Source organism: Gardnerella sp. 26-12, assembly GCF_001660745.1.
GTDB classification, from domain to species: Bacteria; Actinomycetota; Actinomycetes; order Actinomycetales; family Bifidobacteriaceae; genus Bifidobacterium; species Bifidobacterium swidsinskii.
This window is the reverse complement of record NZ_LWSR01000004.1, coordinates 1-18,032: the sequence shown is the minus strand read 5'-3', so window position 1 is coordinate 18,032 and position 18,032 is coordinate 1. Positions and strand designations below refer to the sequence as shown.

The window sequence follows — 18,032 nt, the reverse complement described above, 5'->3', positions numbered from 1 at the left end:
AAGCAGAAAACCACTAAAAGCAAAAACCACTAAAAGCAAGAATCTGCTCGCTGCAACATGTTTTGTAAAATTCACAAAGCTACTTACTCAGCCACAACCTTAACAGTGAAGGAAGCGGTGATTTCCGGATGCAACGTTACTGTTGCTGGGAACTCACCAGTGGTCTTAATAGTAGCAACCTTAATTGCGCGAGCCTCAACTTGAGCCTTGGAAGCCAAAGCGGCAGCAATCTTCTCGGCAGAAATGCCACCGAAAAGCTTGCCGGATTCGGAAACCTTAGCAGAAAGCTCCACAACGGTGCCTTCAATCTGAGCCTTAGCTGCAACTGCCTCTTCACGAGTGGCAACAGCCTTGGCAAGACGAGCGCGACGCATTGCTTCAATCTGGGAAGCAGCACCCTTGTTCCATGCAAAAGCAAGACCCTGAGGAATCAGGTAGTTGCGAGCATAGCCAGCCTTAACTTCAACAACGTCACCAGAGTGACCGAGGTTGGCAACAGTCTTGGTAAGAATAACCTTGGTTTCAGCCATATTCCTATCCTCTCAATCAGCGACCGGTAGTGGCGTAAGGAAGCAAAGCCATTTCGCGAGCATTCTTCACTGCCTTCGCGATCTTGCGCTGTTCCTGCACGGTTACGCCGGTGATACGACGGGAACGAATCTTGCCGCGGTCAGAAACGAACTTGCGCAGCAAAGCAACGTCTTTATAATCAATTTCAGTAATCTTGGCAGCCTTCAAAGGATTTGGCTTCTTCTTGAAAGGCTTGACCGGTGGTTGCGGCCTTTTGCGTGACATAAGATGTCCTCTCTCAAATCCGTTATGCTTTTTGCATAACATGTAACTGATGATGTATTTATAAGGATTAAGTAAGCGCGTAAATAAGTGCATAAATAAACAAATAAATACGCTATCTATAGCTCAACTAAAACGCTAGAACTCAGGTTCTTCAGAATCGCCGCCAAAATCAGAATTGGCACCGAAAGTTGAAAAACTATCGTTTGTTGGCGCAGCAGCACTCCACGGATCAGCCGCTGAAGAATTTGCGGCATGCTGAGAAGCAGCCTGGCTAGCAGCATAATTTGCTCCGCCAGCATAACCTGCGCCAGCAGCATTTGATGCGCGCGAGCCACCAGCAAAACCTGTTGAAGAGCTTTGGCGGTTAACTTGCGCAGTTGCATAACGCAAAGATGGACCAATTTCGTCAACCGTAAGTTCAACAACTGTGCGATTCGAGCCGTCTTGCGCTTGATACGAACGCTGCGACAACCTGCCTTGAGCAATCACGCGCGTGCCTTTAGAAAGGCTGTTTGCACAATGTTCTGCCAAGTCTCTCCACGCTGAGCAACGCATAAATAATGCAGGCCCATCCTCGAACTGATTCGTATTACGATTAAACGTTCTAGGTGTGGATGCAATGGTAAAGCTCGCAACAGAAGCACCGTTGGAAAGTGCCCTTAATTCAGGATCCGAAGTGAGATTTCCCACGACGGTAATAATTGTTTCACCTGCCATATCGTGCCTTTTCTTTCTCGCTTTACTCGTAATCACATATCAGTGATTACTGGCAATTTTGTGCGCAACTTATGCGCGGTTGTTTACGTATTTATTTAGCTTAACTAGTTTTTATTTAATTCACTAGAGCTTACTTAGTTTTGCTAGTTTTTACTTAGCGTCCTTGCGAAGAATCTTCGTGCGGATTACAGATTCATTAAGGTTCAAAACACGGTCAAGTTCGTCACTTACAGATGGCTCGGCAGTGTAGTTCACCACAACGTAGTTACCTTCGGTTTTGCCTTCAATTTCGTAGGCAAACTTGCGGCGACCCCAGTAATCGGTGCCGTCAACGGAACCGCCCTCGTTGGTGACAAGCTCAAGATACTGCTCGGTCAACTTCTTAAGACCGTGCTCATCCAGCTCAGGATTTGCAATGAACATCAGTTCATACTTATGTGCAGACATCACCCACCTCCTTCGGACTATCGGCTGTGGACCTTCCACAGCAGGAGTGTGTTTGCAAAATATGCGCGATATGTTTGATGATAAGCACCAAAACCGCACACAACTTTGCTATTTTACAGCACGCTCGTGACGACGAGAGTTACGCGCTTAAACGATGGTGTCAGGCGGCAGAAACTTTACAGCAGCGTAAAGAAAAAGCCGCGAAACCAGCAAATAACGACAGAAACTTTACAGTTGCGTAAAAAGAGGACGAAGACGTGAACACGAGCGTACAGAGCACAAAATTGTCATAAAAAAAACTTAGTCTAGCGCACCTTTTAGCACACTAGACTAAGTAATTCACAGTAAAACCGACTCAACAATCAACCAATAAGCTAAAGCCCAAATGATTCATCACTGAATCAGATTTCAGCTTAGTGACGGATCTTGCGAAGAGCAGCACCCATGCCAGCAAGCACAGAAGCAGCAACAGCAGCCAAAGCTACAGCAGCACCGGTCTTAGCCAATGGAGCAGCCTTCTTCTCGGAAGACTTCTTAGCTTCAGACTTCTTATCAGACTTCTTTGCGGCAGCCTTGTCATCAACCTTCTGACCATGACGCTTGAGGTAGTCAGCGACAGCCTTGCACTCGAGAGAATCCTTACCGTAAAGCTTCACACACTTCGCGTAATCCATGTCCTTATTGCCAAATGGAGAATGCTCATACTTATCATTCTCGTCTTCAGCCTTAGCCTTAGCTTCCTTCTCTGCCTTCTCCTTAGCCAAACGAGCATCAAGCTCTTCAAAGGTCTCAGTCTTATAGAATGACTTATTATAAGTAGGTTCAGCAGGAGCAGCAGGAGCTGCAGGAGCAGCAGGAGCTGCAGGAGCAGCAGGAGCAGCAGGAGCAGCAGGAGCTGCAGGAGCAGCAGGAGCTGCAGGAGCAGCAGGAGCCTCAGCCATTGCTGGGACAGCAAAAGCGAAACCAGAGAGGAGGGTGGCGCCAGCAGCGAATGCGGCGATAGCCTTCTTATTCAACATAATATTTTCCTTTCTTCTTCTCCTTCGCACTAGGGTATGCGAAGAAAAATTTGCCATTTGCGGTTTCCCGCTCGTACCAGTGAACTAGGGATTCAACCGGTAACTGAGTTAAAACTTACCGCAAGCTCTCAGAAAACTCAACACTAAAATTCAGGTTTCTCAGCATCAARAATACAAAAAATCTTGATAAATATTCGTTATATTCATTAAAAAGCAGAAATATTTACGGCATTTTTCTGTATTTTTTGATAAAAATTATACGACACGCCATATACTGGATTTTTTTAACATTTTTTCAGCTTTCTTTAAGGTTTGAGTTTTGTGATTTCTCTAACAGCCTTATAAAACAACAAAAAACGCAATATTTAACCATCGGCACGCTTTATTTAAACATAGCAAAATTTGTTTAAACATCGGCACACTTGAAACCAAACCAAACAGCAAGAACAAAATGCCCGAGTAAATAACTCACTCGGGCATTAAAATCATCAGCGCGCAAAATCAAACTTTGCAAAAATACTTGCAAAATACTAATCAAGCAAATCGTCAGAATCTTCAGAATTCGCTAAATCGTCACCATTAGATGCATCAAGAACATCTCGCTCGTCAATAACAGGTGCCAAAACCAAATCCTTTACAAGCTCACGCGTGCGAAGCTGAGAATCAGCATCCAAACCATCGTCGGTAATAACAGTATCAACCTGATCAAAACGAGCAAATAGCGAAAGCGACGTACAACTCCATTTAGTATGATCCGTCAAAATAATCGTGCGATCCGCAATATCCATTAACGCCATATCAGTAGCAGCTTCCAGAGAATTTGGCATAAGGAATCCGCGAGGAAGAGACACAGAATGCGTGCCAAGAAAAACGGTATTCACACGAAGAGAAGCAACAACTTTATCTGCAATAGGCCCAACAAGCGAATTGGAACGCGTAATCACGCCGCCGGTAACAATAACCTCGACATCCTTCGACTCTAAAGCTTGCACAAGCTCCGCAACAGGAATCGAATTAGTCAAAATCGTAATGCCAGAAGCCCTGCGAGACTCGAGCAAATGCTGCGCAAACACATAAGCAGTGGTACCGCCGCCAATAGCAATCACATCCCCAGGAGAAACATAGTCCACAGCCAAACGCGCAATTGCATCCTTCAAACCAATGTCCATCTGCGACTTTACAGAAAACAGCGGCTCCGAAAGCAGAGTATTAGTCGTTACAGCACCGCCGTGAACGCGCTTTAAAAGCCCACGATCCGAAAGCTCGGCAATATCCCTGCGAACCGTCATAGCAGAAACGTTCAGCTCTTTAGAAAGCGCAGTAATGCGAACAGCACCGCGCGTACGGAGACGGCTTAAAATCAAATGTTGACGCTGTGAAGAAATCATACGAACATTATCGCACACGTAAACGCAAAAAACAAACGTAATTGAGCGTTTCAGGGCATTAAAACGAAAAGAACGCACATTTTGTTGTCAAGCAAAGCAAGTTTTATGAAAAATCGCACAAAAACGAACGCACGCTAAGTAAGGAAACGCACAAAATACACTAAGTAATAGCGCATATAACAATAATGCCCTACTATATAAGTATGTATTACGTTTCTGAACACTCATTGCACAATGTCGTCAATAAAGCAACGACAGACCTTTTTACATTCTCATACAAACACATTATTAAACCGCATTTTGTTTTTAACATTCCTCCAGACGAAGCGCATGATCGCATGATTAATTTTTGCAAATTTAGCGAACGCACTCCTGGGTTAATGTGGCTTCTTCGCGAAATGCTTAACTACACAGACCCGGTGCTAGAAACTAATGTCATGGGTGTGGATTTTGCAAACCCGTTTGGCTTAAGTGCAGGACTAGATAAAAATTGCCAAATGGCAACCGTGTTAGACAACGCCGGCTTTGGATTTGAAACAGTTGGCTCTACCACAAGCCGACCATGCGAAGGAAATCAAAAACCTTGGTATCATCGCCTTCCAGAATATGACTCTATTCTTGTACACGCAGGACTAGCAAACGATGGCAGCGAAGCCGTTGTTGCACGAGCCGAGAAAGCTTGGACGCACGCAAAATCTATGAATATGTCTATTTCTATTGCGCGCACAAACGACGACTTAGTTGGCGACTTGGAAGAAGGAATTGAAGACTACCATATTTCTATGGAACGTGCAGCCGGAAAAAGCTCAATAATTGAAGTAAATATTTCATGCCCGAACACGCGTGTGGGTGAACCATTTAGTCAGCCGGAAGCACTTGACAAATTATTCACTGATCTTGACACTATTAAGCGACCTCAGCCAACGTTAGTTAAGATGCCGCTTAATTTACACGGCGGTTGGGAACAGTTCAAGTCTTTGCTTGACGTACTTGCAGAACATAAAGTTGACGGAGTAAGTATTGCGAACTTGCAAAAGAATCGCGCAGGACTTGATGTTCCGGAAGATTGGCAAGGAGCACTTTCTGGAGGTCCTACCTACAGCGCAAGCAACGAGCTTATTCGACGCACGCGCAAAGCTTTTGGTGAACGTTTTGCTATTGCAGGCATTGGCGGAGTATTTACGCCAGAGCAAGCATATGAGAAGATTCGCTCAGGTGCTGACTTGGTTATGTTTATTACGTCACTTATGTACAGAGGACCACAGCAAATCACGACGCTGAAACGCGGACTTGCGGATCTTTTGAAACGCGACGGCTTTGAGCATGTTGCAGACGCAGTTGGTGCGGATTTGAACTAGCACAGTGCGTATTTGCGCTAAAAATGACCCTTACTTTGCTCACAATCAAGTAGCATAAGTAAGGGTTTATTTGTATAAGGAACAGCACAAAACAACTTAGTATTTAGTAAGTTAACTAGCAATTACGAGTTAACAAATACCATTTAGTAATTATCAGTTTCTGAATCACCATAGTCGTCGCGGCGAGCAGTGCCGTACTGATCTTGCGTGTTCTTTTGCGTCTTAGCTTCTTCCTGCTGTTCTTGTGCTGCCTGCTTTCTGGCGTCTTCATCTCGCTTCTGCTGATCAGTTTTAACAGTATTTTTAGGCGTGCCAGGCAGAGTTCCACCGGCAGTGTACTTTGGATCAGGCTTGCCATAATCGTTGTCAACAGGAATGTTAGCAGCTTTCAAATAGTCGTTCATAAACTGTTTCCACGCTGGGGTTGCAATATACATACCATACCAGGCTGCCCTTGTGCGACCGTTAATAGTCATGCCATTAAAGCTTTTCTGTGATTCAGCGTTACCAACTGCCACAAACGAAGCAACTTGATACGGCACAAAACCAGCTGTAGTCATGTAGTACTGCTCGTTAGTACCAGTTTTTGCGAAAGTCTTGCGACCGCCATCAAGTTGTGTAGTTGAAGCCTCACCGCCAGGTTGCACAACACCCTGATTCAGCGCATAAGCAGCAGTTTGAGCGATTCCCTTTGGAATTGCTTGATGGCAATGCGCACTAGGAACTTTCAAACGCTTACCGTTTTTGTCAACAACTCGCTTAATAGCAATAGGATCACATGCCACGCCATCAGCACCAATAGTTGCATACACATTCGCCACAGTTAAAGGCGAAGCTTGCACAGAACCAATCGTCATAGGCGGATTAAGCGAGTTAGCAGAATACACGCTTTCCTGACCAAGAGGCGAATTGTGGTAGCCAAGTATGCGAGCAGCATCCGCGATTGAACACAGCTTAATTTGCTGAGCCATAGAAGCCTGAGTAGTGTTATGCGAGCGCACAAGACCTTGCAAAGGAGTTTCCGGATTAGTTGTGCCACCACCAGAGTTTTGAACTGACCAACTACCAACTCCGCGGAATTTGCTGCAATTAAAATCAGCATTATTATAAAGCATAGAAGTGCGAAGAGGCTGATTAATTGACTTTCCAGCAAGCATCCACGCAACCATATTAATTGGCTTCCAAGTAGAACCAATTTGCCAACCAAGACCGCCACCATCGCGCTCATCTACAGCGTAGTTCAAAGCAGTATGCGTAGGATCTGATTTTGCAGCATCCGTAGCATCATAAATACGATTACTGCCGAACGCCAAAACTTCACCAGTTCCAGGCTTAATTGCCGCAATTGAAACCTCAAAACCGCTCTTATCGTTCACAGGAATCGTATCTCTAGCAGCTTTCATAGCAGCCTTGCTAGCACGCAAATCCATAGTTGTGTAAATATCAAGACCACCCTCAGTAAGCAACTTTTCTCGCATGGCAGCAGTTTTACCAAACTCGCGAGAGTGCAAAATTTTCTTCGTCACATAATCGCAGAAGAATGCTGCGTCGCCTGCAGCTTGACATCCAATTTTAGAAACTTCCCTCTGTATGTTAAGAGTGCTTTTAAGAGGAATAGCAACAGCGGAATCATGCTCGCTCTTAGTAATAAAACCTTGACGAAGCATTAAATCAAGTACAATATTGCGCTGCTTTTGCGCTTCAGGCTGATTTGTTTCAATAGAAGGATCATAACGCGAAGGATTCTTTGTAATTGCAGCAATAGTTGCTGATTGCACAAGATTAAGTTTTGCAGCGCTCGTATTGAAGTAGCGATGAGCTGCAGTTTCTACGCCGTAAATATTATTGCTACCGAACTGCGCAATATTTAAATATCCCTGCAAAATCTCAAGTTTAGAGTATTTTTTCTCCATTTGAATTGCAATAAGCATTTCGCGTAATTTACGTGCAATAGTGCCTTCAGAAGCGTGATACTCAGCTAAGGAATCGTTATTTTCGCGAGCCTTAATCATAAGCACATTTTTTACATATTGCTGAGTTAGGGAAGAGCCACCTTGCATATCTCCCTTTTTAACGAATGTTTGCACGAATGCGCGAATAACACCTTGCATATCTACGCCGGAATGCTCAAAGAATCGACGGTCTTCACGAGCAACCATTGCTCGCTGCATATATTGCGATATGCGTCGAAGCGGCACTACAGTGCGATTTTGAGCATAAAAAGTTGCAATAATAGTTTTGCCATCAGAAGCGTAAAGTCGCGATTTTTGCGGCAACGCGGTAACATCAAAATCGATGCCGTCAACGCGAAGTGAAGGCACTACTGTTTTCACTACACTATTCACGCTCATTACGCCAGGAACAAACATAATACTTGCTGCAATACCTCCTGCAACACACAAAGTGATGTAGGTAAGGAACAGCGCTAACACACGGCGAACAGTCAGTGAATTCTTTTTCGGCATGCGTACTATTTTAAAGGTTTGCCTCTACTTGAAAACTAGCATCATAAACATTCGCATTTTAACGTTCAGCTCGACGAATAAGCATGCCAGGCTTATAGATAATAATTGACCTGCCTTGGCGCATAATCCAACCCCTGTTTGCAAAATCCATAAGCGCTTTGTTAACTGTTTCGCGTGACGAGCCAACAAGTTGCGCAAGCTCTTCTTGCGTTAAATCATGCGGCACAAGCAAGCCATCGCTCATAGGCTCACCAAATCTTGAAGCTAAATTCAGCAAAGTCTTTGCTAAACGAGCAGGAACATCCATAAAAACTAAATCGGAAATTCGCTCATTATTTGCTCGCATGCGCGCTGCAAGCACTTGAAGCATATCTACTGCAACACTAGGGTGATTGTTTAACCAATGGAATAACACGTCATTTTCTAGCCATAAAACTCTAGTATTGTTGGTAATAGATATTGCTGAAGCTGTACGAGGACCGCCGCTAGGGTCAAAAACGGGAATTTCGCCTAGAATTTCGCCAGGAGTGTGAATACTTAACAATTGCACACGATTGTCGTTTGAATGACGAACTAATTTTACTCTTCCACGCTCAAGCAAGTACATTCGATGGTCAGTATCGCCTTCATTAAAAATTGCAGAACCTTTTTTAAATGTTGATTCTTGTAAATACTGCATCAATTCTTTTACTTGATCAGCTGGAACTTGCTTAAACAATGCGGTATGTTGCAGTGAAAATTCATCGCTGTCAACGTTGAGTGTTGCCATTGCTGCTCTACCCCTTCATTAAGCAATAAGTAGATATCTCCATTGAACTACCTGTATGTAAATGAGCGCAAACGCAAGCGAAAAACGCACATCACTTGACCCATGATATCACGAAAGGCGTGGAAACGACATTTACTTTACAACGCAGTAAAGTTTCTGCCGCTTCCAACTAACTGTTTATACCCATAACATGCAGGCACCATGCGTTTTCATAAGCTAACTCCTGCCATTGCCTGTACCTGCCAGAAGTGCCACCGTGACCACCGTCAGTTTCAATACGAGCAATTGCGTCAACTCCAGAAGCTTGCAATTTAGCGAGCCATTTTAAAGGTTCCGTAACAAGCACGCGCGTGTCGTGAATAGAGGACGTGATTAAGATTTTCGGAAAATCAGCTAACTTTTTGCGACCATCTTCCATTTTTACGCAAGGCACATTTTCGTAAGGAGTATACGATTTCATATAAGCATAAGCTTCAGGATCATCGAGTGGATTGCCCCACTCATCCCACTCTGTTACAGTAAGCGGCAAAGAAGAGTCGAGCATAGACGTAAGGGCATCTACAAAAGGCACGTCTGCTTCAATTCCTGCATAACATTCCGGAGCCATATTTGCTATAGCACCCATAAGCAAGCCTCCTGCTGAACCACCGTTTGCAACAGTATGACAAGCGGAAGCAAAACCAGCATTTTGCAAAGCACGCGTGGCATCAGCAAAATCTTCAAAAGTATGCTTTTTATTGACGCGCCTACCCTGTTCATACCACGCACGACCCATTTCGCCGCCGCCTCGCACATGCACTTGCGCATATAACACGCCGCGATCCAGCAAACTCAAGCGACCGACAGAAAAAGTAGGGTCTGAACTAACTTCATACGCTCCATAACCAGTAATAAACATTGAGTCAGTTTGAGAAATTTTATCCGGACGCCACACAAGAGACACTGGCACACGCTCACCATCTCGAGCAGTAATCCAAACGCGCTTTTCAGCATAATTGCGCTCATTAAATTCACCTAAAATTTTACCTTGCTTGAGCAACACATCTTCGCCTGTTAAAGGATCCAACTCGCGAAGTTGACCTAAAGTCGCATAACTACCAAAAGCGTAACGCATACGCGGAGCTTCGTACGAAGGATTTCCAGTCATAGAAATACTCAATAGGCGATTATTGTTGATTTCTTCTTGTGAAATATTTGCGAGCGCAGCACGTGATTCGGCTTGCGCTTGATCCACAAGTTGAGAAGAAAGTTGATCCGTAAATTGATTCGCAAGCTGGGAAGAAAGCGGTCGCACTTCGCAAAAACGCCACGGTTTTGCTTGCAAAAAATCTTCAACAGCGCGCTTCTTGCTCATTACAGCCAAATGCGGCAAACCTTGAGAACGATAAGCTAGTGCCACATAATTTTTGTACATTGACAATCCGCTTATGCTCAATCCAACTGCATTTTGCAATATTTCAGGATTTTGAGGCGAATTATAAGGCTTTGTAATAGGCTCACTTCCAGCACCTTGTTGCCAAGCATCTCCCTGCTCGCAACCATAAGGAGAACCCGACGCAACACATACTCCATCCGAAAGCTTATACGTTATATGCTCATCAAACTTGCCGGAATTTCCTCTCATATCAATAATGTCAATTTCAAAATTAGGATTTTTAGCGTTATGGCACACAATCGCAATTGGAATATCTTCACCATTTTCGCCAGCATTCTCAAAGCAAGCGAAAAAAATATCGTATTCCACCCCCTCAACCGGCTCAATAACCATACGGAATTCGCCTTCAGGATTGCTCAAAGGAAGCATAAGCACGCGCGACGTAGTCTTTGAACTACTGCTGATCATCATGTATCGTTCGTCAAAACTTTCATACACGTCAACAAAAAATCGCTCGTCAGTTTCTTCAAAAACTTTTACATCATTAGAAACGCTAGTGCCAACCTTATGCCTCCAAACTTGATAAGGACGCCAAGCATCATCAAGCTTTACATAAAACACCCATTTTCCATCTGGAGAAAGTGAAGCAGAAGCAAGATTTTCCCACGATTCTTCTAACTGCAACCAAGAACATGTTTTTGTAGAAAAGTCACGAATAAAATAGTTAAAGCGTTCATCGCCTTGAGTGTCGACACCGTACAGCATTCTCAAACCGTCGGTACTCAAATCCATTCCACCGACTCTAAAGAACTTGCCACCAGAGTGCTCAGATTCAAGGTTTGCATCAAATAAAATTTCTTCACCATCAGTTGTGCCAGGTTTTGCAGAATTGTCGATAGTTGGCGGATTCCAATCGTCACTATTTTTGACTTTCATACGGCATTGCACAGCGTATTGTTTGCCTTTTTCAGTGCGCACGTAATACCAGTAATTATTCATGCGCACAGGAACAGACATGTCTGTTTCTTGAACTCTTGAGCGCAACTCGTCAAATAATGTAGAACGCAAGTTTTCTAAGTGCTTTACACGCTGTTCAGTATAAGCATTTTGACTATTGATGTATTCCATAAGCTTAGGATTATTGCGATCTTTCATCCAAGCATATTCGTCTATATAAGTGTCGCCATGGAATTCACGCGTCGACGGTATGCGTTCTGCCGCTTTTGGCTTTGCAAAATCTTGATTATTCATAGCTACACCTCTTTTAATTTTCATTAAGTATTTTCTTCAGCTTTTATATATTAGTAACGAAATATTTTCTGCAATTCTTTAATATTACAAAATATCTGCCTGTTTGGGGATTTTTATAATCTCAGTTATTTTATTAGATACGCTGTTTTTACAACCCGAAATTTCGCAAAATAGTCATCATCTTAAATATTATGTTGTAGAATCTGCTGTGACATGTTGCCACAAGTGTGCTCTTTCTAAAGGCTCTTATAGCGAAAAAACATGCAAGTCAGCTATGCAATGGCCTGTAAAACCTGCACGAATAGTAAAAGCTTTTAATCCTCCGCCTAAACCTTGGATGGCTGGGCATCGCGGCGTAGATTTAGCTGCAAGCACAGGGACTCCTTTATTTGCGCCTGCAGATGGCGTTATTAGTTTTGCTGGTAAAGTCGCTGGTAAATCAGTTGTGACTATTAGGCATGGTGAACTGACATCCACTTTTGAGCCTGCTGTAACAAAGTTTAGCGTTGGTGTTTTTGTGAAAAGAGGCCAGAATTTTGCACATGTCGAAGGAGGTTCGGACCATTGCGGCACAACTTGTGTGCAGTGGGGTTTAAAACGTAAAAATCGTACATATGCTAATCCTGAAAGAATGACTGTTAAGCGTCGCATTGTGCTTAAGCCTGTGGAATAAGCAAAATACTATATTTGTATCGTAGATATTTGTAGATAAATGAACAAAATTTATTACAATCTTGTAGATATTCGCATATGCGAAGGCTTGCAAATCGCGTATAGTAAAGATATACGTCAATTCAGCAGATAGAGGAGCTAATATGCAAGAATATTCTCGTCCACTTGATGAGTCTATTGATACAGATGTTAATGTTTTCTCACTGCTAGAAGAGCGAGCAGAGCGCAATCCTAATGGTTCTTTGGTTGAATACGTTGGAGCTGACAGCGTTTGGAAGTCATATACTGCTCAAGAATTTAGAGATACAGTAATAGCTGTCGCTAAAGGCTTTATTGCTAGAGGGGTAATGCCTGGTGACGCTGTGTCAATTATTGCTCACACTTCATGGCAATGGACAATTCTTGATATGGCTATTATGTCTATAGGCGCATTGACAGTGCCAATTTATGAAACAAGCTCTTCGTTGCAAATACAACATATTGTTCAAGATTCTCAAGTATGTTCAATATTTGTGGAGTCTCCTGAAATGTTGCCAAAAGTAGAGGCTGTTCAAGAAGAATGTCCTACTCTTCACGACGTATATGTGATGAATCGTGGTGCTATCGACGCGTGCATTGAATACGGTAAAGCAGTAACTGATGCTGAATTTTATGAGCGAGTGCACGCTGTTAATGGAAGTGACATAGCAACAATTGTGTACACTTCAGGTTCAACTGGTGAGCCAAAAGGAATTGAACTTACTCATAGCAATTTTGTCTTTATTGCTAAATCAGGTGTTATTTCTATGCCAGACATTGCGTTAAAAGGCAGCCCGCGTCTTTTGCTGTTCTTGCCTCTTGCGCACGTTTTTGCTAGGTTTATGCAATTGTTCTGCTTTGCTGGAAATATAACTCTTGGTTTGACGAGTAATTTGAAAACTGTATTGTCTGATTTTCAAACTTTTAAACCAACATTTATTCTTGGGGTTCCACGCATTTTTGAGAAGATTTACAATGCTGCTTCTCAAAAAGCAGGCAGAGGAGTAAAAGGTTTTATTTTTGCTTATGCATCTAAGGTTGCTCGCGAATGGTCTCGCGCTCAGCAGTCTAGTTCAATGGTTCCTCCAATGCTCGCTCTTAGCCATTCAATATGTAAAAAATTAGTGTATGCTCCACTACTACACGTATTTGGAGGCTCTGTTTCATACGCTATTTCGGGCGGTGCTCCTTTAGATTTGTCGATTGCACACTTCTTTAATGGCATTGGTTTGCCTCTTCTAGAAGGCTATGGAATGACAGAAACTTGTGCTCCTTCTATGGTGAATCCTACGACAGGTTATCGCATTGGTACCGTTGGTTTGCCTGTAAAGGGTGTATCTGTTGCTATTGCTGACGATGGTGAATTGTGCATTAAGAGTCCTGCAGTATGCAAAGGCTACCATAATAATCCTGAGCTTACCAAACAGCAGATTGTAAATGGCTGGTTGCATACTGGAGATTTTGGATCTTTAGACGATGACGGTTTTGTGCGTATTACAGGCAGAAAGAAAGATCTTATTATTACTGCTGGCGGTAAGAACTTATCTCCAAATGCGTTAGAAGCTTCATTAATGTCTTCACCTATTATTTCTCAAGCTGTTGTTATCGGAGACAGGAAGCCGTTTGTTTCAGCAATTATTGCGCTCGATTTATCAGAAGTAAATACTTGGCTTTCTTCGCGTGGTGCATGCCCCGTACGGTCTTTAAAAGAAGCTTCACATAACGGTATTGTGCGAGCAGAAGTTGAACGTGCTGTTAGCAAAGCAAATGAGCTAGTTTCTAGAGCTGAGTCTATTCGCAAGTTCGAAATAGTTCCAGATGAGTTTACTCAAGCAAACGGTTTGATTACGCCAAGTTTAAAGGCGCGTCGTCAAGTTGTTGTAGAGCGTTATAACGACCTTATCGAACACGTTATTTATGCTCCACGCAAACGTTAGCTGTGTGTAAATTCGTGGGGAATATAGCTTGACTATAGCTTGAAGCTATATTCAAGCTGCAGATTGCGTTCCACAACTTATATTTCACAACTTGCGTTCAGAAATTGTATTTACAAGCCTGCGTCTGCTAATGATACGTAACCTGGGTCAATTAAACGTGACTTTAGATTTGTTGCGCTTACTGCCACTAGTCGCTCGTTAACAGTAGGGACAGTTTCCCCGTGTTCAATTTTTGTTTGCACTGTAGCGATTTTTTTGTCAAGTTTACCGTTTCTGTTCAAAGAATAACAAGTAGCAGTAAGATCTTGAACAATCTGCTTATGATTTTCTATAGTTGTCATCCATTGCTTTCCGCTCACAATGTTTGGCATAATATTTTTGTACGCGCCATAACCAGTTATTACTGGCCATTTCTTTGCTTCTGATTCTTCTTCCTCATCTTTTTCCTGCTGTTGTTGTAATTCTTTTTCGGATTTCTTTGCAGAATCTTTTGGAGCAGGAACTGGTCTTTTATTAAGATCTCGTTTCCCTATGAAGTTTCCGATAACGTCCGGCAAATTGAAAGATGGGTTTATATCTGCTGCGCTTCCTTCATAACCGAGATTGTTTAGTGCTTGTACGGCTTGTAAAGCAATTTGATCATCGAGCGCAATAATTCCATCAACGCGATGCCTTGAGTGTGAAAAAAGACTTGTACTTTTCGTAATTCGTTTTGTTAACTCATTTTTCACGGAGTCAGCTACATCTGCGTCGAAAGCAACATTGGTCCAGTCTTTTTCGCTACTATTCACATTCAATCTTCCAGAAGTGCTTATTAATGTCCCAGAAGCAAAATATGGTCTCAAAACTTTCCAAATGCCAGCGAATGCTTCTTCAGCAAAATCATCATGGAATGCTGTTTCGCTATTTGCATGCGTATTGTTGTTAGAATCATCATCTTCGCTTGCTTCGTCGCTGTTATTTTGTTGATTATTATTGTTTGCATTAATATTTTTTTGATTGTGACATGGCAAAAGAACTTCAATATAGCGTGGATTTTCTTTAGTTGCACGATCTAGAGCGATTTTTTGTATCAGAGTTGTTGCTTGAATTTCGCCAATGGTTCTTGCGTCAGATAAATGGAACATCACATCAGGTTTGAAACCGCTAACATTCCGTGAGAGCATAACAACGTGGATTCCCGCCTTTTTTGCTAGGTGAAGTGAGGATGCCAATCGTTTTTCTGCATTAAGCTCATCTTTAGATGATTGAGAGTTATCGTCGTTTTGTAAATTTAAGTCCTGAGTATTTGATTTTTGTGTATTTTCAGAATTAGACGCAGGCAACGTTGCATAATCTCCATAGTTATTATTGCCGTTTTTGCTAGTCCATGGAGCTATAACAATTGTCGTTTTACTTAATTGTTTTTTGATTTTTGAATTTTCAGAAACAGAATTGTGCTTTCCTGAATTATTCTGTTTTGCATTGTTCAATGAGCTTAGCAAATTTACTACATAATCTTGCACATCGCGGCTTTGTTCTGAAAGGCTAGAAGAAGTTTTAGTAGTAATAGAATTATCGTCAAATCCCTTATCTTTTAACGATTTTATTAATTCTGGAACCAATATGTCCCACGTGCTTAGAGGCTTATTACGTGTTATTGCTAATCCGTCTGATGGAGTAAAAACAATAACGTTACCGTGATTCGCTTGTTCTTTATTTTCAGATTTTAAAGAAGTTTTTGTTGAACTTGCGCACGAGCTAACAACAAAAAGCATCGTAACTAATGCTGCCAGCATAACTAAAGAACGATGCATAGTTCTGTTGCACAAACGAATCATAGTAGTGACCTCTCGTTTCGTGGTCTATCTGTTGCTGTCTATATGTGTTCTACTTGTAACTATCTTCTAACATTGTATATAGCCGTGTGCTAAATACTTACATTGCTATTTTAGTGAGCAAAATTATCTTATAGAACTTTTTATAAGACTTTCGCACATATTACGGTATTCGCTCACGTAGCCTCCACCAAAGAACACGCAATGTCCTGCAATAGGGTAGAGCTGCCAAATAATCATGCGCTGCTCAAAACCTGCTTTAAGTGGATGAACAGACTGATAGCCGTCTAAAATCTGCTTAAAATAGCTGATTCCAAATAAATGAAGCATCGCTAAATCTTCTTCGCGGTGTCCGCCGTGAGCTGCAGGGTCGATTAGAACAGCTTCAGTGTGTTCGCCGTCTGAACTTTTAGTCCATAACACGTTTCCGCTCCACAAGTCTCCGTGAACTCGAGCAGGCTTATCTTCTGCAGCTTTTCCTAATAAATCAGGCAGCGCATCAATAACTTCGTTTGTAAGATCTAAATCGCTTTGAGTAAGCTCTCCGCGAGCAATCCCAAGCTCAACCATAGGGCGCAATCGTCCGTCCGCAAGGTAGTCAATAACATTACTCCAAGTGCCAGTTGGCATTTCAACTGGATCACTTAAAGGTCCAAAATAGCATGTGCCATCGTAATCTGCAGGTGGCTCCCCAAAATATTTTGCACCGTAATCATGCATATGAGCGAGCGATGCACCAAACTCAAATGCAGCCATTGGTGTTGCTGAGTGAGTGTCAATGCGCTCAATATTAAGGTAACTGTTTCCCCAATCAAATACTTCAGCCACTCTAGGACCGCCATATTTGTGAGCTTCAGAAAGCCATTTTAAGCCTTTACCTTCGCATTCAAAGAAACGCTCAGGAGCGTATAATCTACTTTTCTTATATACAGCGTTGTTCATAGAAGCCTTCTTAACGTAGTAGCGCATACGAAACATGCGCTACACACTTAATAAAATATTTATTAATTTATTCCCAAACTCACTATTTTACTGAAGCATTAGCACAATGAGCGATGCTGCGTTTAATTTGCAATAAGATTAGTACAATACTTACGCCAAGTAGGATGTGTCCGATTCCTGCTAAACCAGTTATGGCAAAATCTATAGATGGACTGAGATGTAGACGTAGTACTTGTGCAATTCCACGAGTAACCATCATTAGTGCTGTGAGGTTGAGTCCAATATGATAAGTTACTAAGATTCGTGTAGTTTTTTCGTTACTAAAACTGAAGTTTTTCTCAACTAATATAAGTAACAGAAAAACAACCATGCCAAGCATAAAGTAGTGTGTGTGAACTACAGCAAGCATACTTTTTGCATGGAAAGCATTAAATTTTGTAAATTCGCGATAAAAGACGCCGCCAATCATGGCGAGGACAGCATACAACAAAGACGTATTAATATAACGTTTCATAACATGATTCATAGTAACTTCCTTACGTAGAGTGATAGTCAAATATTCCTTAGTAATGTTGCTGGTGTTACAAGTGTTTGTAAGCACTATTGCATAGTATGAGTGTTTTTGTAATGCGGACATACAGTTTTAACAAATTGATATCCAAAAAGCAATCCTGCTAAGGCTAATGCGGAGCCTAATCCCGTATAAAACACGGCAATAAAGCGTTCTGGAGCGATATTTGTTGCACGAAGAACAATTCCAAAAGTCATCATAAAAGCCATGATTATAAAAGATTTAACGTCAAAGAATTTAAGGAAAAACTGCTTTTCTTCCACATAGCCGTTAATTCTTTGAGTATGTTTTTTAACGAGTTTTCCAAAAATAAGGAATTGGAATATTGCAAAAACTAATAACGATAAAGCGTAATTTAGTGGCTGCAAATAATTTGGGTATGCCAATAAGCCAATCTTAAGAATATTAAAACCAGCAGCTCCCCAAACTAAGCAAGCAATAAGAAGTAACGTATTTCTTTGTACTTTCAATTCACAACCTCTTTAATATTT

The 18,032-nt window shown here is 42.1% G+C and carries 16 protein-coding genes; 3 read left to right on the top strand and 13 right to left on the bottom strand.

Annotated features, from left to right (window positions below; all coding sequences use genetic code 11):
* Window positions 1-83 precede the first annotated feature (83 nt).
* From rplI to A5295_RS00565, 6 genes are all read right to left on the bottom strand, one after another.
* Window positions 84-530, bottom strand: a complete 447-nt coding sequence (gene rplI / locus A5295_RS00590) for a 50S ribosomal protein L9 (RefSeq protein ID WP_004110231.1) — start codon at window positions 528-530, stop codon at window positions 84-86.
* Between the two features lie 16 nt (window positions 531-546).
* Complete coding sequence (rpsR, locus tag A5295_RS00585; RefSeq protein ID WP_004105399.1) at window positions 547-795, bottom strand: 30S ribosomal protein S18; 249 nt, start codon at window positions 793-795, stop codon at window positions 547-549.
* Between the two features lie 135 nt (window positions 796-930).
* Window positions 931-1,512, bottom strand: coding sequence for a single-stranded DNA-binding protein (locus A5295_RS00580; RefSeq protein ID WP_004110230.1), 582 nt, complete (start codon window positions 1,510-1,512; stop codon window positions 931-933).
* A gap of 150 nt (window positions 1,513-1,662) precedes the next feature.
* A complete protein-coding gene (gene rpsF / locus A5295_RS00575) occupies window positions 1,663-1,959 on the bottom strand; it encodes a 30S ribosomal protein S6 (RefSeq protein ID WP_004574062.1) in 297 nt (98 codons plus the stop codon).
* Between the two features lie 413 nt (window positions 1,960-2,372).
* Entirely contained in the window at window positions 2,373-2,978 is a 606-nt protein-coding gene (locus A5295_RS00570) for a hypothetical protein (protein WP_064621442.1), read from the bottom strand.
* Window positions 2,979-3,508: 530 nt separating this feature from the next.
* Window positions 3,509-4,366 carry a DeoR/GlpR family DNA-binding transcription regulator gene (locus A5295_RS00565; protein ID WP_064621441.1) on the bottom strand — a complete coding sequence of 286 codons (858 nt, stop codon included), beginning with the start codon at window positions 4,364-4,366 and terminating at the stop codon, window positions 3,509-3,511.
* 203 nt (window positions 4,367-4,569) lie between these two features.
* On the opposite strand from A5295_RS00565, the gene A5295_RS00560 reads away from it, so the two are divergent.
* Window positions 4,570-5,724 carry a quinone-dependent dihydroorotate dehydrogenase gene (locus tag A5295_RS00560; protein WP_033888573.1) on the top strand — a complete coding sequence of 385 codons (1,155 nt, stop codon included), beginning with the start codon at window positions 4,570-4,572 and terminating at the stop codon, window positions 5,722-5,724.
* Between the two features lie 143 nt (window positions 5,725-5,867).
* Here the strand turns inward: A5295_RS00560 and A5295_RS00555 are convergent, their stop codons facing one another.
* From A5295_RS00555 to A5295_RS00545, 3 genes are all read right to left on the bottom strand, one after another.
* Window positions 5,868-8,189 carry a transglycosylase domain-containing protein gene (locus A5295_RS00555; protein ID WP_064621440.1) on the bottom strand — a complete coding sequence of 774 codons (2,322 nt, stop codon included), beginning with the start codon at window positions 8,187-8,189 and terminating at the stop codon, window positions 5,868-5,870.
* Between the two features lie 58 nt (window positions 8,190-8,247).
* Window positions 8,248-8,958, bottom strand: a complete 711-nt coding sequence (locus tag A5295_RS00550; RefSeq protein ID WP_004110206.1) for a Crp/Fnr family transcriptional regulator — start codon at window positions 8,956-8,958, stop codon at window positions 8,248-8,250.
* Between the two features lie 169 nt (window positions 8,959-9,127).
* The gene (locus A5295_RS00545; protein WP_231875257.1) at window positions 9,128-11,584 is read right to left on the bottom strand and encodes a S9 family peptidase; all 2,457 of its coding nucleotides are present in this window, start codon (window positions 11,582-11,584) and stop codon (window positions 9,128-9,130) included.
* A 91-nt stretch (window positions 11,585-11,675) separates the two neighbouring features.
* Here A5295_RS00545 and A5295_RS00540 point away from each other — a divergent pair, with 91 nt between their 5' ends.
* Together A5295_RS00540 and A5295_RS00535 are read left to right on the top strand one after the other, a co-directional pair.
* Complete coding sequence (locus A5295_RS00540; RefSeq protein WP_231875258.1) at window positions 11,676-12,257, top strand: M23 family metallopeptidase; 582 nt, start codon at window positions 11,676-11,678, stop codon at window positions 12,255-12,257.
* Between the two features lie 142 nt (window positions 12,258-12,399).
* Window positions 12,400-14,211, top strand: coding sequence for a long-chain fatty acid--CoA ligase (locus tag A5295_RS00535; protein ID WP_064621438.1), 1,812 nt, complete (start codon window positions 12,400-12,402; stop codon window positions 14,209-14,211).
* Between the two features lie 110 nt (window positions 14,212-14,321).
* Here A5295_RS00535 and A5295_RS00530 read toward each other — a convergent pair whose 3' ends face one another.
* From A5295_RS00530 to A5295_RS00515, 4 genes are all read right to left on the bottom strand, one after another.
* On the bottom strand, window positions 14,322-16,031 hold the full coding sequence (locus A5295_RS00530; RefSeq protein ID WP_064621437.1) for a hypothetical protein: 1,710 nt from the start codon (window positions 16,029-16,031) through the stop codon (window positions 14,322-14,324).
* A 123-nt stretch (window positions 16,032-16,154) separates the two neighbouring features.
* Window positions 16,155-16,970, bottom strand: coding sequence for a fructosamine kinase family protein (locus A5295_RS00525; RefSeq protein WP_064621436.1), 816 nt, complete (start codon window positions 16,968-16,970; stop codon window positions 16,155-16,157).
* 82 nt (window positions 16,971-17,052) lie between these two features.
* Window positions 17,053-17,496 (bottom strand): DUF2871 domain-containing protein, encoded by a 444-nt coding sequence (locus A5295_RS00520; RefSeq protein WP_012914288.1) that lies wholly within the window; start codon window positions 17,494-17,496, stop codon window positions 17,053-17,055.
* Between the two features lie 74 nt (window positions 17,497-17,570).
* Window positions 17,571-18,011 (bottom strand): hypothetical protein, encoded by a 441-nt coding sequence (locus A5295_RS00515; protein WP_064621435.1) that lies wholly within the window; start codon window positions 18,009-18,011, stop codon window positions 17,571-17,573.
* Between the last annotated feature and the right edge of the window lie 21 nt (window positions 18,012-18,032).

Coding starts and splice junctions, on each gene's coding strand:
- A5295_RS00520 (WP_012914288.1), bottom strand. CDS start 17,496: ATGAATCATGTTATGAAACGTTATATTAATACGTCTTTGTTGTATGCT.
- A5295_RS00545 (WP_231875257.1), bottom strand. CDS start 11,584: ATGAATAATCAAGATTTTGCAAAGCCAAAAGCGGCAGAACGCATACCG.
- A5295_RS00580 (WP_004110230.1), bottom strand. CDS start 1,512: ATGGCAGGTGAAACAATTATTACCGTCGTGGGAAATCTCACTTCGGAT.
- A5295_RS00535 (WP_064621438.1), top strand. CDS start 12,400: ATGCAAGAATATTCTCGTCCACTTGATGAGTCTATTGATACAGATGTT.
- A5295_RS00525 (WP_064621436.1), bottom strand. CDS start 16,970: ATGAACAACGCTGTATATAAGAAAAGTAGATTATACGCTCCTGAGCGT.
- rpsF (WP_004574062.1), bottom strand. CDS start 1,959: ATGTCTGCACATAAGTATGAACTGATGTTCATTGCAAATCCTGAGCTG.
- A5295_RS00555 (WP_064621440.1), bottom strand. CDS start 8,189: ATGCCGAAAAAGAATTCACTGACTGTTCGCCGTGTGTTAGCGCTGTTC.
- A5295_RS00550 (WP_004110206.1), bottom strand. CDS start 8,958: ATGGCAACACTCAACGTTGACAGCGATGAATTTTCACTGCAACATACC.
- A5295_RS00560 (WP_033888573.1), top strand. CDS start 4,570: ATGTATTACGTTTCTGAACACTCATTGCACAATGTCGTCAATAAAGCA.
- rplI (WP_004110231.1), bottom strand. CDS start 530: ATGGCTGAAACCAAGGTTATTCTTACCAAGACTGTTGCCAACCTCGGT.
- A5295_RS00565 (WP_064621441.1), bottom strand. CDS start 4,366: ATGATTTCTTCACAGCGTCAACATTTGATTTTAAGCCGTCTCCGTACG.
- rpsR (WP_004105399.1), bottom strand. CDS start 795: ATGTCACGCAAAAGGCCGCAACCACCGGTCAAGCCTTTCAAGAAGAAG.
- A5295_RS00570 (WP_064621442.1), bottom strand. CDS start 2,978: ATGTTGAATAAGAAGGCTATCGCCGCATTCGCTGCTGGCGCCACCCTC.
- A5295_RS00530 (WP_064621437.1), bottom strand. CDS start 16,031: ATGATTCGTTTGTGCAACAGAACTATGCATCGTTCTTTAGTTATGCTG.